The 16,031-nt window shown below is 69.4% G+C and carries 10 protein-coding genes and 1 pseudogene; 7 read left to right on the forward strand and 4 right to left on the reverse strand.

The window, feature by feature from the left end:
• Positions 1-88: 88 nt before the first annotated feature.
• Complete coding sequence (locus ACH4TG_RS08365; RefSeq protein ID WP_398241384.1) at positions 89-1,513, forward strand: sulfatase-like hydrolase/transferase; 1,425 nt, start codon at positions 89-91, stop codon at positions 1,511-1,513.
• A gap of 60 nt (positions 1,514-1,573) precedes the next feature.
• On the opposite strand, the gene ACH4TG_RS08370 is transcribed toward ACH4TG_RS08365, so the two are convergent.
• Entirely contained in the window at positions 1,574-2,014 is a 441-nt protein-coding gene (locus tag ACH4TG_RS08370) for a MarR family winged helix-turn-helix transcriptional regulator (RefSeq protein WP_398241385.1), read from the reverse strand.
• Between the two features lie 679 nt (positions 2,015-2,693).
• Between ACH4TG_RS08370 and ACH4TG_RS08375 the strand changes: the two genes are divergently transcribed.
• Together ACH4TG_RS08375 and ACH4TG_RS08380 are read left to right on the forward strand one after the other, a co-directional pair.
• Positions 2,694-4,121: an MFS transporter gene (locus tag ACH4TG_RS08375; RefSeq protein ID WP_398241386.1), complete on the forward strand. Its 1,428-nt coding sequence runs from the start codon at positions 2,694-2,696 to the stop codon at positions 4,119-4,121.
• A 37-nt stretch (positions 4,122-4,158) separates the two neighbouring features.
• Positions 4,159-4,713, forward strand: a complete 555-nt coding sequence (locus ACH4TG_RS08380) for an isochorismatase family protein (RefSeq protein WP_398241387.1) — start codon at positions 4,159-4,161, stop codon at positions 4,711-4,713.
• Positions 4,714-5,047: 334 nt separating this feature from the next.
• Here ACH4TG_RS08380 and ACH4TG_RS08385 read toward each other — a convergent pair whose 3' ends face one another.
• The gene (locus tag ACH4TG_RS08385; protein WP_398241388.1) at positions 5,048-5,926 is read right to left on the reverse strand and encodes a recombinase family protein; all 879 of its coding nucleotides are present in this window, start codon (positions 5,924-5,926) and stop codon (positions 5,048-5,050) included.
• 204 nt (positions 5,927-6,130) lie between these two features.
• On the opposite strand from ACH4TG_RS08385, the gene ACH4TG_RS08390 reads away from it, so the two are divergent.
• A complete protein-coding gene (locus ACH4TG_RS08390; protein ID WP_398241389.1) occupies positions 6,131-6,895 on the forward strand; it encodes a Clp protease N-terminal domain-containing protein in 765 nt (254 codons plus the stop codon).
• A gap of 124 nt (positions 6,896-7,019) precedes the next feature.
• Complete coding sequence (locus tag ACH4TG_RS08395; RefSeq protein WP_398241390.1) at positions 7,020-8,339, forward strand: serine hydrolase domain-containing protein; 1,320 nt, start codon at positions 7,020-7,022, stop codon at positions 8,337-8,339.
• 109 nt (positions 8,340-8,448) lie between these two features.
• Here the strand turns inward: ACH4TG_RS08395 and ACH4TG_RS08400 are convergent, their stop codons facing one another.
• Complete coding sequence (locus ACH4TG_RS08400; RefSeq protein WP_398241681.1) at positions 8,449-9,756, reverse strand: transposase; 1,308 nt, start codon at positions 9,754-9,756, stop codon at positions 8,449-8,451.
• 65 nt (positions 9,757-9,821) lie between these two features.
• Positions 9,822-11,666, reverse strand: coding sequence for a DUF4158 domain-containing protein (locus ACH4TG_RS08405; RefSeq protein ID WP_398241391.1), 1,845 nt, complete (start codon positions 11,664-11,666; stop codon positions 9,822-9,824).
• Positions 11,667-11,935: 269 nt separating this feature from the next.
• Here ACH4TG_RS08405 and ACH4TG_RS08410 point away from each other — a divergent pair.
• Positions 11,936-12,366: pseudogene (locus ACH4TG_RS08410) on the forward strand (IS5 family transposase); the annotation flags it as partial.
• Between the two features lie 237 nt (positions 12,367-12,603).
• Entirely contained in the window at positions 12,604-15,810 is a 3,207-nt protein-coding gene (locus tag ACH4TG_RS08415; RefSeq protein ID WP_398241392.1) for a glycosyl hydrolase family 95 catalytic domain-containing protein, read from the forward strand.
• Positions 15,811-16,031 lie beyond the last annotated feature (221 nt).

Here is a 16,031-nt window from a genome sequence, read left to right on the forward strand (position 1 = left end):
CCAGGGCCCGGCGGCCGTCGATCCGGCGCCCGCCCGGCGTCCGGCGCCCCTGTGTCCGACGCGTCACGCCCACGCCACAGGGAGAGCCATGGCCAGCCACGATCCGGACCGCCCCAACGTCCTGCTGATCCTCTCCGACGACCAGGGCCCGTGGGCCATGGGCTGCGCGGGCAACCACGAGATCCGCACCCCCCGGCTGGACGCGCTGGCGGCCGGCGGCGTACTCCTCAGCCGCTTCTTCTGCACCTCGCCGGTCTGCTCACCGGCCCGCGCCTCGCTGTTCACCGGCCAACTGCCCTCCCAGCACGGCGTCCACGACTGGCTCTCCTACCACCACGCGGGCCGCACCGGCGTCGACTTCCTCGCCGGCCGGACCCTCTTCACCGACCTGCTCGCCACCGCCGGCTACCGCCTCGGCCTCAGCGGCAAGTGGCACCTGGGGGCCAACGACCGGCCCCGCCCCGGCTTCGTCCACTGGTACGCCCACGAGAGCGGCGGCGGCCCGTACCGCGGCGCGCCGATGTACCGCGACGGGGAGCGTACCGAGGAACCCGACTACCTCACCGACGCCCTCGCCGCGGACGCCGAGCGGTTCCTCGCCGCCGAGGCCGAGCGCCCCGAACCCTTCCACCTCTCCCTGCACTTCACCGCGCCCCACAAGCCCTGGAAGGGCCAGCACCCCAGCCGCTACACCGAGTTGTACGAGGACTGCGCCTTCGAGACCTGCCCGCAGGGCCCGCCGCACCCCTGGCAGCCCTTCGCCGACGACGGCTCCCCGGTCGGTGGCGAACTCGACACCCGGCAGGCCCTCATCGGCTACTTCGCGGCGACCACCGCGATGGACGCCGCCATCGGCCGCGTCCTGGACCGGCTCGACGCGCTCGGCCTGACCGAATCGACCCTGGTCGTCTTCACCAGCGACAACGGCTTCAACGCCGGCCACCACGGCATCTGGGGCAAGGGCAACGGCACCTTCCCGCAGAACATGTACGACAGCTCGGTACTGGTGCCGTTCATCGCCGCGCAGCCGGGCCGCATCCCCGGCGGGCGCGTCTGCGACGCCCTGCTGTCGCAGTACGACGTGCTGCCCACCCTGGTCGACCACCTCGGCCTGGACCACGTCCCCGACCCCGAACTGCCGGGCCGCTCCTTCGCCCCCCTGCTCGCGGACGCCGACCACGCCTCCGGCCACGACCGCGTCGTCGTCTACGACGAGTACGGCCCCGTCCGCATGATCCGCACCCGCGACTGGAAGTACGTCCACCGCTACCCCCACGGCCCGCACGAGCTGTACAACCTCGCCGCGGACCCCGGCGAGGACCGCAACCTGGCCGACTCCCCCGAGCACTCCCGCACCCGCGCCGACCTGGCCGCCCGCCTCGACGAATGGTTCGCCCGCTACGTCGACCCCGCCCTCGACGGCGCCCGCCTGCCCGTCTCCGGCGCCGGCCAGCGCACCCCGGTCACCCCGGGTTCACTCGCGACCGCCTTCGACCCGCCGCCTGGAACGTGAGAGGGACCGGTTGCCGGCGACGCACCGCGAGGGCTGAGTCGGTCAGCCGTGGTGCACCTGTCAGAAAGACTGTGCGAGGCGTTCGAGGAGCGGGGCGGCGGCGGCGAGGGTGGCGACCTCGTCGTCCGTGAACGACTCGCCGAGCGCGGCTGCCATGAGGCCGGAGACCGCGTCCCGGCTGGAGTGCAGCATGTCGCTGCCCGTGCCGCTCACCGTCAGCAACGATCGGCGACGGTCATGGGGGTCCGGGGCCCGGCTCACGAGTCCGTGCTTCTCCAGTGACGCGACGGTCGAGCCCATCGCCTGCGGGGTGATCTGCTGCAGGCGGGCGAGATCGGCGATCGTGATCGGACCGCTGCGGTCGATCTGCGCCAGCACGGTCAGCTCGGGAGTCGTCACATCACCGTCCATGTGGGCCTCGCGGGTACGCCGCTTGAGCATCCCGAGCGCCACCTGAATCGCGGTGGCGGTGGAGAGATTCAGGGCGTCACGCGAGTCCATGGAGAGAACCGTAATCTCAGAAGGTGGGCCTTGCAACGTTGACCTTCCTCAGCGGGACGAGGGCGGGATCCTCGACCACCGGGCCCGCGCCCTCGAGCGAAACTAGGAAGCTCAAGCTTGCAAACATGAGTTTCGAAGGTTAACCTTCTATTCATGGGAGTCCGCGATGCCTTGACCCGCTCCACGGTGACGCCGATCCGTGGGGCGCTGGGAATGCCCAAGCGGCGCTCCCACGAGACTGCCGCCATCGCGCTCCTGACGGCTCCGGAGCTGACCGTCCTGGCGCAGATCGACCGCGAGAGACCGATCACCCCCGCCGGCCCGGCCCGCTCACAGCGGCTCACCCCGCAGGCGATGGTTCGGCCATCGCCTCCCTGAAGACGTACGGATCCGTGAGCCGGGCTCCGGGACCCCGCCGACCGGCGGCGCTCGCTGCTCACCATCAACGAGGCGGGCAGCGACGTGCCGCACTCCGGCCGCGCGGCGGTCTCCGATCGCCCGGCCGTCACTCTCGGCGAGTCGTTCAGCGATGGCGAAGCCGTCGTCCTGGCCGCCGAGGCCACGCTGCCGGAGCCTCCCGCCCGGCGTTTCCGACTCCGTATCCACATCCGAACCAGCCCACACGCCGAGCGTGCGGGGCCGATGGCGTGCGGCCTCGACCGCGAATGAAGGAGTGCGCATGTCACTCACCGAAGAGCAGTCAACGGCCGTTCCCGCGCCCGGCGGCAACCCGTTCTCCTGGCGCTTCACCACGCCTTTGTTCCTGGGCTCGGCCCTCAATCCCGTCAACAGCTCGCTGATCGCGACGGCGCTGCTGCCGATCGCCCGCGACATGGGCATCCAGATCGGCCAGACCGCGGCGCTGGTGTCCGCCTTGTACCTGGCCAGCGCGATAGCCCTGCCCACCGCGGGCAAGGCCGCCGAGGTGTTCGGGCCCCGGCGGGTCTTCATGACCGGCATCACCCTCGTCGTCGTCGGCGCCGCCTTCGGCGGCTTCGCGCAGAGCCTGTGGATGCTGCTCGCCAGCCGGATCGTGATCGGCCTGGGCACCGCGTGCGCGTACCCGACCGCGATGCTGATCATCCAACGCAGGGCGAGGGAAGCCGGCATGGACAAGCCGCCGGGCGGCGTCCTCGGCGGGCTCATGATCGCCGGGATCGCCACCGCCTCACTCGGCCTTCCCCTCGGCGGCGTCCTGGTGAACGCCCTGAGCTGGCGATCCATCTTCTTCGTCAACGTGCCCGTCGCCGTCGTCGCGTTCATCGCCGCGGCCGCCTGGATCGAGCCCGACCCGAAGCGCACCGAGCCGATGAGCGCGCGGGAGATCGCGTCGAAGCTCGACGTACCCGGCATCCTCGGCTTCGTCGGGGCGATGCTGACGCTGCTGATCTTCCTGTTCGGACTTCCTACCGCGCACTGGTGGGTCATCGCACTGTCCGCGGTCTTCTGGGCCGGGCTGGTGGGGTGGGAGCTGCGCGCCGGCACCCCGTTCCTGGACGTGCGGCTGCTGGCGTCCAACTCCGGGCTGGCCTACACCTACGCGCGGTTCGGACTGACCCAGTTGTGCGTGTACGTCGTCCTGTACGGCATCACCCAGTGGGTCGAAAGCGTCCGCGGCTTCAGCGAGTCCGCTTCCGGGCTGCTGCTGCTGCCCATGACCGTGGTCTCGGGAGTGATCATCGTGCCGCTGTCCCGGCGCCGGCTCGTCCGGGGCCCGGTCATCACGGCCTCGGCCGCCGTCCTGATCGGATCGGTGGGCGTGCTGCTGCTCAGCTCCACGGTCTGGATCGGCGTCGTGATCATCCTGACCCTGGTCTTCGGGCTCGCCATCGGGTTCTCGACCGCGGGCAACCAGACATCGCTGACCCAGCATGCGCCGGCCGAGCAGATGGGCACCGCGTCCGGGCTGCTGCGCACCTTCGGGTACGTCGGCTCGATCGGCGCCAGCGCCGTCACCGGCCTGGTCTTCCACCACAACGTCACCGACCACGGAGTCCACCAGATCGGCTGGATCATGACGGCCGCCGGCGTCCTCCTGGTGGCCCTCACCCTCGCCGACCGCACCCTGCGGCCGGGTCGACACCCGCTCACCCCTTCCGCCGAATGATCCCCCTCACCGACTGACCAAGGAGACAGAGACAGCCATGCCCATCACCACCATCGACCCCAACACGGCTCTCATCGTCGTCGACCTCCAGGCCGCCGCCCGTCACATGTCGACGGTGCATCCGTTCGACGGCGTCCTGGCCAACGCGGCCCGGCTCGCCGACGCCTTCCGCGCCAAGAAGCTCCCCGTCGTGCTGGTCAACGTCGCCGGCGGCGCGCCGGGCCGCACCGAGCGGGGCTTCGGGGCGAGCGCGCTCCCGGCCGACTGGACGGAGCTCCTCCCGGAACTCAAGCAGCAGCCCGGCGACAAGACCGTCACCAAGTACACCTGGGGCGCCTTCCACAACACCGATCTGGCGGGACACCTGGACGGACTCGGCGTCACCCAGGTCGTCGTCTGCGGACTGTCCACCGCCATCGGTGTCGAGTCCACCGCCCGGCAGGCCCACGAGCACGGATTCCACGTGGCGCTGCCCGTCGACGCCATGACCGAACTGGACGCCGCCGCGCACGAGAACTCGGTCGAGCACATCTTCCCCAGGCTCGGCGAGACCGGGACCACCGCGGAGGTCCTCGCCCACCTCGGCTCCTGAAAGCCCGCCGCTCGCCGGACGCGGAGCGTGGCGTGGCCTCCTTCGAGTGCAGGACGCGTTGAAGCAACGCCTCCGGTGCGAACGCTGGGTCCGGACTCCCTGCCGGGGAGCCGGGCCCAGCCGTGGCGGGCCGGCGTGTGCGACTCGCTCACCATGGATCCCAGGCGGACGGGTCTGGCCCTTGTCGGAGTATCCGGGGCGCTACTGACGGTGTACCGGGTCGGGTTCGGGGTGTCCGGTGTCCGCCGGATCGGAGTTGCTTCCCGGGGTGTCGCCGAGATACGGGTCAAAGGGGCAATGAGTTGATCTTGAAGCCCCTGACGGGCGTCCGGGCTCACTCTGCGCCGTCGGCGTCCTCGGCGAGGATACGGTAGACCGTGGCGACCGAGGGGCGTTGACCCTTGTTCTTGCCCGAGGTGATGACGAGCTTGCCGGCGATCTCGGGGACGGGTACGCCGCCTGCCCGCAGGCTGCGGGCGTAGTCGGCCATGTCGTCGTCGACGACCTTGGGGCGTCCGCCGTGTCGGCCGCGCTCGCGGGCGGATGCCTGGCCCTCCAGGGACTTCTCCCGGATGTACTCGCGCTCGGACTCGGCCATGCCGGCGAAGAACGCGAACAGGGCGGCGCCGTGCCCGGAGGGGTCGTAGACCCCTTGGAGGGGGCCGGTGAGGAGTTCGAGCTGGATGTCGTGGTGGCGCAACTCCTCGGCGATGGCCAGGAGCTCGGCGGCGCCGCGCCCCAAACGCTTCATCTCGTGCACCGTGAAGATCACCCGCTGGTGAGGGACGGCCTTCTTGATGGTGCGGGCGAAGTCCATCGCCTTGACGAACTCGGGCCGGACCTTGATCCGGGTGCTGATCTTCTCGGAGAAGACCGGGTCGCATCCGGATTCCGCCAGGGCGTCGAGCTGGCTCTGGAGTTCTTGCTGGGCGGTGCTGCAACGGGCGTACCCCACTCTCGTGGGCTTGGTGGTGGCCTCGGGCACGGCGGCGTCGATGGCCGGGCCCATCTCCCACGCGCGGCCGGGGCCGCGGTCGGCGGGGGTGCGGACTTCGAGCTCGGCGCGGAGTTGGGGGACGAGCATGAAGCGCGGGGTGTGGTACTTCGGGGCGACCTTGCCGCCGCGGGTGCGGCAGGTGCTTCCGGCGGGCACTTCACAGGTGGGGCAGTCGAACTGTTCGACGGCGGCGGCCGGTTCGGCGAGCTGGGGCATGTCGCAGAACCTATCGTGAGGGGCCTTGTGCGAAAGCTGTTTTGCGAGAGGTTGTGAGAACGAAGATCAGGGGCAAACCGGACACGGCTCGGTGGGGGTCTCCGGTCTCTCAGAACTACTCATTTCTGCGAATGCGGAGCGTCATCTGGCGCCGGAGTGGCGCACCCCTGGAATACCTAACCCCTAGGGGGTTACATTGGGGGTATGCCAAAGATCAACGTCTACCTACCCGACGATCTCGCCGAGGCCGTCAAGCAGTCCGGTGTACCGGTGTCGGCGGTGTGCCAACGGGCCCTGGAGCAAGCCGTACGCCGGGTGACCGCCATCCGGGAGGCAGCCCTGGCCGATCTCGATGACCGACCCACCGGGGCCCTGGCGCACTTCGCCCCGAGGACGCGGGCCGTGCTCAAACTGGCAGGGGCCAGTGCGCGGGACGCAGGCGCCCCGCGGACGGGTACCGAGCATTTGCTGGGGGCCATGCTGAAGGAGGGCACCAACCTGGCCCTCCACGTGCTTCGCGCCATGGAGGTTGAGCCGGAGCAAGTCGCACGCGACCTATCCCGCCGCCAGGCCGAAGTACAGGCAACGGCCCCACCGGACAGTGATCCTCGCCAGCTCGACGGGCCCGCGGCCAACGCTCTGGAGCTGGCGGTCACCGAGGCGACTGCCCTCGGTCACAACTACATCGGGTGCGAGCACCTGCTGCTCGGTCTGGCCGTCGAACCCGACGGAGTCGCCGGACAGGTACTGCGAGCGCTAGGAGCCGATCCCAAGCCCGTGCGTCGCACCATCACCGCCGCGCTGGCGGGCTACGTCCACCTGCGAGCCGAAAGCGGGCAGGGGCGGCCGACTGCGGCGTCCGCCAGCGCGCCGCCGGAGCTTGCCGGTGTCCTCCGCGCTGAACTCGAACCGCTGACTCGGCGTATCGCACGACTGGAGGAGCACCTCGGCCTGACCCTCGAAGACTGACCGCCATGGTCGACCGCCAACGCAGGTCGCCCGGCCAATCGTGGCGCTCCCGCCCCCGTCTCCTTGCGGTCTGGCAGCGGCTCCTGCCGGCCGTCTTCATCCTCCTCGTGTTGGGATTTCTGTGGTGAACCCTGCATTGAACGCTCTCAACAACGGCGTCTCGAACCCCATTGCTGCCCTGGCCGCCGATCCGCAGGCGGCGGCGGAACGGTTGGCGGCGTTGCCGTCGGTGGCGGGCGTGCAGGTCGCCGGCGTCGTCGACGGCTCGCTGGACGTCGGCGCGGCGGGCGTGGCCGACGCGGAGACCGGCGAGCCGGTGACCGCCGGGACCGGGTTCCGGATCGGCTCGATCACCAAACTGCTCACGGCCCACCTGGTGATGCGCTGCGTCCTGGATGGCCGCCTCAGCCTGGACGACCCCCTGACCCGGTTCGTCCCCGGCCCCTGGGACGGCGTCCTCGTGCGTCACCTGCTGTCGCACTCCACCGGGTTGGACGCCGGCGACATCTTCGTCGACACCGGGAACGACGACGATGCCATCGCGCGCTACACACAGATGCTGCGGGACGTGGGCACACTGTTCTCGCCTGGCGCGACGTTCTCCTACTGCAACGGTGGCGTCATCCTCGCCGGCCGACTCGTCGAGGTTGTGCTGGGCAGGACGTGGCGGGAGGCGCTGCGCGAGAAGGTGCTCGACAGGGTGGGCATGCGCGAGACGCGTTTCGTCACCGGTGTGGACGCCGGACATGATCTGAGCACTGCCCGCGGTCATGCGGTCCACGGCGGCGAACTGGCCGCGCTGCCCCGGCGGATCGACAACCCGATGTGCACGCGCGGCCTCGACCCGGCCGGCGGCACCCTGGTGTCCACCGCGGCCGACCTCGGCCGTTTCACCCTGGCGCACCTGCGCACGCCCGGCACGGACGTCATGCGAACGTTGCATGCGCCGGCCCCGGGAGGCGTGGCCACCATGCGCGGGGCCGGGCTCGGCTGGATGATCTGGGCCAACGCCGCCCAGTCCAGCGTGCGCGTCGGCGGCGCCAACCCCGGCCAGTCCGGCCTGATCGCCGCGGACCCCACCACCCAGACCGCCGTTGTCGTGCTCACCAACTCCGATCAGGGGATCAACGCCGTCAACGCACTGCTTGACGCGCCAGGGCCAGCGCCTGGCCCCGAGCACCACCCCGCGCCGGCCGACCTGTCCCGCTACGCCGGCCGGTACGTCTCGCACGCCGTCACCATCGAGGTCACCACAGCCGGCGACGGCCTGCTCGCCCGCGCCGACGGATATCCCGACATTCCGCTCACCCCGCGCGACCGCCAGACTTTCGACTCGCCAGGCGGGCCGGTGGTGTTCCTCGACTCCCAAAACCACGGCACCCCTGACAGCTTGCGCTTCCGGATGCGCGTGATGAACAGGGACGACACTGGAGGACCCCGGTGATGGAACAGGGTCCGCGCTTGGCCGACCGGCACGCGGCTCCGGCCGGACAACCGTGACATGCCCTTCCGTCGGTTACCTGACGCGCTGTTGAGACGGGCAGACGGCCAATTCAGGCCGCTTGCCCGAAGGTGGTAGCCGTCTGGTCCCCGTCGCGGAGCGGGGTGAAGTCCACGTCCAGCTTCGTCTCGTACGCCTCGGGCTGGATGCCGAGATCGTGCGTGGAGTACTCGCCGAAGCGGTTGATGTGCTCGGTCAGGTACGGCGAGATATGGACCAGATCCTCCGGCTCGATCGTCCACCCCTCTTCCAGCAGCTGCCGCACGATCTCCGCGATGTCCAGGGCATTGTGGAAGATCACCGCGTTCGTGAGCAGCGCGTTGAACTTCATGACCTTCTCCTGCTCGACCGGGTCGTTGTCCGCGATGACGCCGCGGTTGCCGAAGCCGATCCACTGCGAGAAGCCGTTGAACGCTTCGGTCTTGTTCGTCGCCGCGGTCACCCGCCGGCGAAGCGCCGGATCACAGAGGTAGCGCAGCAGCTGGACGGTGCGGATCACGCGGCCAACTTCGCGGAAAGCGGCGTAGGTGGCGTTCTTCTTGGAGCCCGAGCGCAGCCGCTTGAGCAGCGTGGACGAGGAGATCGCCCCCTCCCGTACGGAGACCGCGACCTTCATCAGGTGCCGGAACTGGGACTCGATCAGGTCCCAGTCGATGACGTTGTTCCCCACCTCGCCGAACTGCGCGTCGATGTGCACGTACTCGGTGGTCTTGCTGGGCCGGTAGAAGGTGAGGCCCTTCCAGTTCCTGATCCTGGGCATGAGATCGAAGCCCAGCAGGTGCGCGAGCGCGAACACCGGCTGGGACTGGCCCTGCGTGTCCGCGTGCACGGTGGTCGGCTTGACCTCGGAGGAGTTCTTCAACAAGCCCTCGATGATGTAGACGGCCTCCCACACCCCGCACGGGATGAAGTGCGTGAACAGCGCGACATAGGTGTCGGAGATGTGGTGGTAGGCGATGCCGCCGGGCTTGCCGTACCGGACGGAGGTCTCGGCGAGCAGGTTGTCGAGGTAGGTGTCCATGTGGGTGCCGTCGGCCGCCACGGTGGTGCCGTCGCCCCACGCCTGGGAGATGTCCAGGCGGGCGTGCGCGTTGACCAGATCGGCGATCGCCTCGTTCAGCAGCACGATGGAGAAGTGCCGGTTCGCCGTGTATGCCAGCTCGTGTCCGCTCACGCCGGGGATATGGCGGGCCGCCTCGTGCGGCCCCATGTTGGTGCCCTTGACGAAGGTGGTGAGCACGTAGCGACCGAAGGGATCGTCCAGCTTCGCCTCGTTGCCGGACGCCGGGCCGAAGCGCTGCCACCAGTCCACCCAGTACGCGGTCCTCGCCACGATCCCCATGCGCGAGCGCTCCGGCATCCTGGCCTTGATCTCCTGCTCCAGGCGCCTCGCCGAGGGCCGCTGCCCCTTCGAGCGATGCGGCTTCAGCGACGGGACGCCGGTCTCGGGGTCGATGACCAGGCCCTCGTTGTCCGGGTAGCCGGCATCCGCCGCCGCGGCGGCCGCGGTGAGCTTGTCCTGAAGCTGCCGGCGGAAACAGGCCGCGTCGAATCCGTCGGTCTCGCCCTCCTCGCACAGGCCGACCTCGACCAGATAGGTGCCCAGCTTCTCCTTCCAACCTCCCATTCCAGCAGCTGCTTGGACCAGTCCGCGTACTCCTCCGAGCCGACCACCGCGACATCGCCGGTGCGCAGTTCCTCGGCGAGCGCGGTGAAGACCATCGCCTCGAAGGGCTTGCGCACGAACTGTCCCGTACGGGTCTTGTCGACCACGGCCTTGCGCCAGTTCTGCGTGGCGAAGGAGATATCCACCTCCTTGCCCTCCTCGTCGAAGGCGGTGATGTACTCGCCACGGGCGCCCTGGTGCCGCATCGCGTGCCCGAGCGCGTCCAAGACCCGCCGGTCCTCGGAGGTCTCGGTGAACTCCAGCTTCTCGGCCAGGTCGAACATCACCGCGCGGTCCCGGCCGATCTGCCCGTACAGCAGCACCTCCCAGAAGTTGCCGTGATGGGCGGAGACCTTCTCGATCTGCTCGTACTGCTGGTCGAACCCGCCGAGTTCCTCGACCGCCTTGGTGACGGCGCCGAGCCCGCCGGCCTGCACCAGCAGGGCCTTGGCCATCGCCAGGACCGCCGGGGAGACCTTGCCGCCCAGGCGCTGGGCGACCTCGTCCACCGGCGCCGTCTCGTCCAGGCCCTCCAGAGCCTCACGAACTTCGGCGGTCATGGCCGCGGCCTTCGACACGGCCTGATGGGCGGGGCCACCGTCGTCGATGTTCTTGAGCACGGTGCGGTAGTTCCCGATCAGGGCCTCGACGATCTCCCGCTCGGCGAGCCGGATCGCCTCCAGCTCCTCCTTGGCCCTCTTGATCTTCGTCGCGACGCGCTTGGTGAACATCGTCGCCAGGTCGTCGCGGACCCGCATCCTCGCTTTGTGCGTCAGGCACGCGATCAGCGCGATCTGCTTGATGGGGGCATAGTCCCGCAGCTCCGAGGCGTCCGCCGCGTCCGCTTCCCCGGCGAAGTCGGTGATCTTCCCCGTGGCGACCGACTCCATCCACACCGACGTGTCGCCGAGCTCGTCCAGCCAGTCCAGGCGCTTGGCCAGGTTCTTGAAGTGCGACCAGGTCGGCCCCTTGGCGGGCTTCTTCAATCGGTTGAACAGCGTCGTGCCGTCGCTGTCGCGTTCCTCCAGCAGCCGCAGCAGCCCGGCTCGCTGGACGGGGCTCATGCGGTCGTGGATACCCTCGCGGATCGAGGAGTTCACTTCGGTGCGGATCTTCGAGGCCATCTTGTCGAAGGTGGAGAACCCGGGCAGTTCCAGGCCGGCCTCCACGACCTTCTCCAGCGCGATGTTGATGAGGTCCGCGGGCCGGTTCTTCGCGGCGGCCTCCTTGCGGATCGACCGCTCGGCGATCCTGCGGGCCTCGCCCTGGTCGTACTTCACGCCGACCTTCTTGCGGACCACCAGACCCCGGTGGTGCTTGGCGGTCCGCTCCGCCCGGTACAGCGGCAGCGTGCCCTCCGGCAGCTCCACCTGGCGCCGTACGAACTCCACCACCTGCTCCGGCACGTCCGCCAGCGCGGGGAAGCAGCCCATGCGCTGGTACGACTTCAGCATCAGCGGCAGAGCCAGCAGATGCTCGTCATTATCCGTGGCATCGGCCGCCCACTGAAGCTCATCGCGGGTCGGCGAGAAGAACAGATGCAGTTCGTGCGCGGTGATCAGCCGCTTGAACCGCGGGTACGCGGTCCGCTCGATCGAGGTCACAAACCCGCCCCGGGCCCAGACGACAACAACATCACGACCAACGACACTGAGCCGAACGGGTGACGGGTCGGGGCGCTCAGAGCTTCAAGATCAACTCATTGCCCCTTTGACCCGTATCTCGGCGATACCCCTTCCCGAGCCGTTGGCGCCGCCCGCGGAGAGAAGCCCCCGGACGGGTGGAGGACTCAGTAGGGACTGGCGTCTCCGTACGCATAGGCGCCCACACCGTTGGCAGATGTCGTCTCATTTGGCGAGTTCGGTAGTCTGCGGTGGTGGGGATCGTTGAGCGCCTTGTGCCGGATGAACTGTGGGAGTTGTTCCAGAGGGTCGTGCCGCCTGCGCCGTCACGGCCGCAGGGTGGCGGTCGGCGTCGGTATGGCGACCGCGAGGTGCTGGCGGCCATCGTGTTCGTCGCCACCTCCGGCTGTACTTGGCGGCAGTTGCCGCCTTCCTTCGGCCCTTCGGGACCCACGGCCCACCGCCGGTTCACCGAGTGGAGCAAGGGCCGGGTGTGGGCGAAGCTCCACCGCCTGGTCCTGGACGAACTCGGCGCGCGCGGTGGGCTGGACTGGAGCCGTTGCGCGATCGATTCGGTGAACATGAGGGCCGTGAAGAGGGGGATCTGACAGGTCGGAGTCCTGTCGATCGGGGCAAGTACGGCCCGAAGATCCACGTGATCACCGAGAGGTCCGGCCTGCCCGACCGCTTCATCGCCTTCACCGGCATCGCCTGCACCTCGTCTGCTACCGGAGCTCACCAAATGAGACGGCTTTCAAGAGGCCCCTGCACCCGGCTCCGTGCCAGCGAACGCAGGGAGTAGACATCCCATCTTTTAGCTGCCATTCTCCCGTCACGTTGAACCGAACAGGAGATGTGTCGCCTTCTTCGGGATTGCGCCGACGAAGAGACCCGACCGCTGAAGCCTAGGAGTTCGTCGATGGCCCAGTACCAACCCAACCGGCGTCAAATCCTGCATCTCGGTGGCGCATTGGCGCTGACCCCCCTCGTCACGAGCCTCGCTTCGGCGCCGGCGTCAGCTGCTTCGGCGGCGGTGCCCGCGGGGACGACGTTCGGACCGGCCGCGGCGTCGGTGCGTCCACGCTCGCTCGCCCGCCATTCATTGTGGTACCGGGTTCCCGCCGCGGACTGGCAGTCCCAGGCGTTGCCGATCGGCAACGGACGGCTTGGGGCCATGTTGTTCGGGCAGCCCGACCGGGAGCGGATCCAGTTCAACGAGCAGAGCCTGTGGGGCGGGGTCAACAACTACGACAACGCTCTCGCCGGCCAAGGGGACGACGCCTACGACACGAGCATGACCGGCTTCGGTTCCTACCGGGCCTTCGGTGACGTCGTGCTCTCCTTCGGCGCCCGACCCGAAGTCACCGCTCCCGGTGGTCCGTACACGACCTCGTCGACCGAGGGCCTGGACAAGAGCGTCGACGGCGACTCGGGAACGAAGTGGTGCATCGTCGGACCCCCGGCGGAGGTGGTCTGGCAGGTGGCCCTGACCGCGCCCGTCGAGGTGTCGGCCTACCGGCTCACGAGCGCCAATGACGTGCCGGAGCGGGACCCCCAGACCTGGACCTTCCAGGGGTCGGCGGACGGGTCCGCGTGGACCACGCTCGACACCCGGTCGCTGCCCGGCCCGTTCGAGAGCCGGAAGCAGACCAAGGAGTTCACCTGCTCCAACAGCGCCGCCTTCGACTTCTACCGCTTCGTCTTCACACCCCGCCCAGGGGTGAGCCACTTCCAGGTGGCCGAGATCGCGCTCGCCGGGGTCGACCTCGGCGGACGCAACCTCTCTTACGTCTCCTCGCCCTCAGGTCACGCCGACGGCGCCGGCAACGGGCGGGACATATCGCGGAGCGTGGACGGGAATCCCTCCACGGTGTGGCGGGCGGGCGACGCGACCGGCGGAGTGCTGTGGCAGGCCGACCTGCAGTCGGCTGCGACGGCCTCCGGCTACAGCGTGACGGCCGCGCCGGACGCGCCCGAGGAGGATCCCGGTTCCTTGACCTTCGAGGGCTCCACCGACGGTCAGGCGTGGACGCTGCTCGACCAGCGCGACGTCCAACCCGCCCTCGGCCGTGGTGAGCGGCGGCAGTTCGCTGTTGGCACGCCTGGATCTTTCACCAGCTACCGCTTGACGCTGAAGCCGAGATCCGGATCCTCAGCCGTGCGTGTCGCCGAGATCGGCCTGACCGGCACGAGACTCGATCCGGCGGAGCTGAGTCCGGTGATCGAGTACGGCCGGGCGCTGGATCCGGAGTCCGCAGTCCACACCACGTGGTTCGGCGCCCCCGGACAGAAGGTCCTCAGAGAGGCGTTCGCCAGCCGGTCCGCCGATCTGATCGTGCTGCGCTACGAGGCCGAGCACGCCGGCGCGCTCGACTGCGACATCACCCTCACCTCCGCGCAGGATGCGCCCGCGTCGGCCGACGCTGCGGCGAGGACCGTCGGGTTCGGTGGCACCATGGGCAACGGCCTGAAGCATGCCGCCGTCCTGCGGGTGAGCGACACCGACGGCTCGGTGACCGCCGCGGATTCCGGACTGCGGGTCCGATCGGCGACGCGCATGACACTGCTCCTGGACGCGCGCACGAACTACACACTCGACGCCGCCGCAGGGTGGCGCGGACCGGACCCCCAGCCCGCCGTCGCGGCAGCCCTCGCCCGGGCGGCCGGGCAGTCCTACAAGGCGCTGCGCAAGGCGCACGTCACCGAGGCCAGGGCCGTCGCCCAGCGCGTGTCCGTGAATTGGGGGAACACCGACGGCACCGTCGCCGCGCTCCCGACCGACGCACGGCTCGCCCGTTACGGCGCCGGGAATTCCGACCCCGGGCTCGAACAGAGCATGTTCGTCCTCGGCCGCTACCTGCTCCACAGCTCTTCCCGACCGGGCGGCCTGCCCGCCAACCTCCAGGGGCTGTGGAACGACAGCAACCAGCCCGCGTGGGGGTCGGACTACCACACGAACATCAACATCCAGATGAACTACTGGGGCGCGGAGACGGCCAACCTCAGCGACAGCCACGAGGCACTGGTCGAGTTCGTGCGCCAGGTGGCAGTGCCCAGCCGCGTCGCGACCCGCAACGCCTTCGGTGCCGAAACCCGAGGCTGGACGGCACGCACGAGCCAGAGCATCTTCGGCGGCAACTCCTGGGAGTGGAACACCGTCGCCAGCGCCTGGTACGCCCAGCACCTTTACGAGCACTATGCCTTCACCCAGGACCTGACCTACCTGCGCACCGTCGCCTATCCGATGATCAAGGAGATCTGCCAGTTCTGGGAGGACCGGCTCATCCAGAACGCCGCCGGCCAACTCGTTTCCCCCGACGGGTGGTCGCCCGAGCACGGCCCGCGCGAAGACGGCGTGATGTACGACCAGCAGATCATCTGGGACCTCTTCCAGAACTACCTCGACTCCGCTGCCGCCCTCGACGTCGACCCCGACTACCGGGCAACCGTCGCCGAGATGCAGGCGCGGCTCGCACCCAACAAGATCGGCCGGTGGGGCCAACTCCAGGAGTGGCAGGAGGACATCGACGACCCCAACGACATCCACCGCCACACCTCCCACCTGTTCGCGGTGTTCCCGGGCCGCCAGATCACCCCCGCCGCGTCGCCGGAGTTCGCGGCGGCGGCCCTCGTGTCGCTCAAGGCGCGGTGCGGTGAGAAGGCGGGGGTCCCGTTCGACGAGGCCACGGTCACCGGTGACAGCCGCAGGTCCTGGACCTGGCCCTGGCGGGCCGCTCTGTTCGCGCGACTCGGCGACGCCGAGCGGGCGCGGTACATGGTCCGGGGTCTGTTGCGGTTCAACACGCTGCCGAACCTCTTCTGCGTCCACCCGCCGTTCCAGATGGACGGCAACTTCGGCATCACCGGTGCGATCTCCGAGATGCTGCTGCAGAGCCACGAGAAGGTCATCCATCTCCTGCCGGCGCTGCCGCAGGACTGGGCCGACGGCTCGTTCACGGGTCTGCGGGCCCGCGGCGGCTACGAGGTCAGCTGCACCTGGCGCGGCGGGCGCGTCACGCACTACACGGTGGTGGCCGACCGGGCGCCCCACCATGACAAGGTCACCGTCCGCGTCAACGGCAAGGACGTGCGGGTCGAACCGGAGAAGCGGCACACCGGTAGCTGAGCCCGGCGCGCGCCACTCCCACCCCGGGACCGCGGCCGCCGTCCGGCGACCGCGGGGGTGAATCCATCAACGCGAACTCTCTTCCGCTGCTGACGGAAGCCCCAGGAAAGGCATCCACTTGCGCCGACCACCCTCAATGCGCATGCCCTTCACAAGAGCCGTCCGCCGCGCCGCGGGCACAATCGCCGTCGGGGTCCTCCTCGGCTTCCTGCCGGCGCCTG

The organism is Streptomyces sp. NPDC020917 (genome assembly GCF_044333795.1).
In the GTDB taxonomy this organism is placed as follows: Bacteria; Actinomycetota; Actinomycetes; order Streptomycetales; family Streptomycetaceae; genus Actinacidiphila.

Coding starts and splice junctions, on each gene's coding strand:
- ACH4TG_RS08385 (WP_398241388.1), bottom strand. CDS start 5,926: ATGCCCCAGCTCGCCGAACCGGCCGCCGCCGTCGAACAGTTCGACTGC.
- ACH4TG_RS08380 (WP_398241387.1), top strand. CDS start 4,159: ATGCCCATCACCACCATCGACCCCAACACGGCTCTCATCGTCGTCGAC.
- ACH4TG_RS08400 (WP_398241681.1), bottom strand. CDS start 9,756: ATGCCGGAGCGCTCGCGCATGGGGATCGTGGCGAGGACCGCGTACTGG.
- ACH4TG_RS08390 (WP_398241389.1), top strand. CDS start 6,131: ATGCCAAAGATCAACGTCTACCTACCCGACGATCTCGCCGAGGCCGTC.
- ACH4TG_RS08375 (WP_398241386.1), top strand. CDS start 2,694: ATGTCACTCACCGAAGAGCAGTCAACGGCCGTTCCCGCGCCCGGCGGC.
- ACH4TG_RS08370 (WP_398241385.1), bottom strand. CDS start 2,014: ATGGACTCGCGTGACGCCCTGAATCTCTCCACCGCCACCGCGATTCAG.
- ACH4TG_RS08365 (WP_398241384.1), top strand. CDS start 89: ATGGCCAGCCACGATCCGGACCGCCCCAACGTCCTGCTGATCCTCTCC.
- ACH4TG_RS08415 (WP_398241392.1), top strand. CDS start 12,604: ATGGCCCAGTACCAACCCAACCGGCGTCAAATCCTGCATCTCGGTGGC.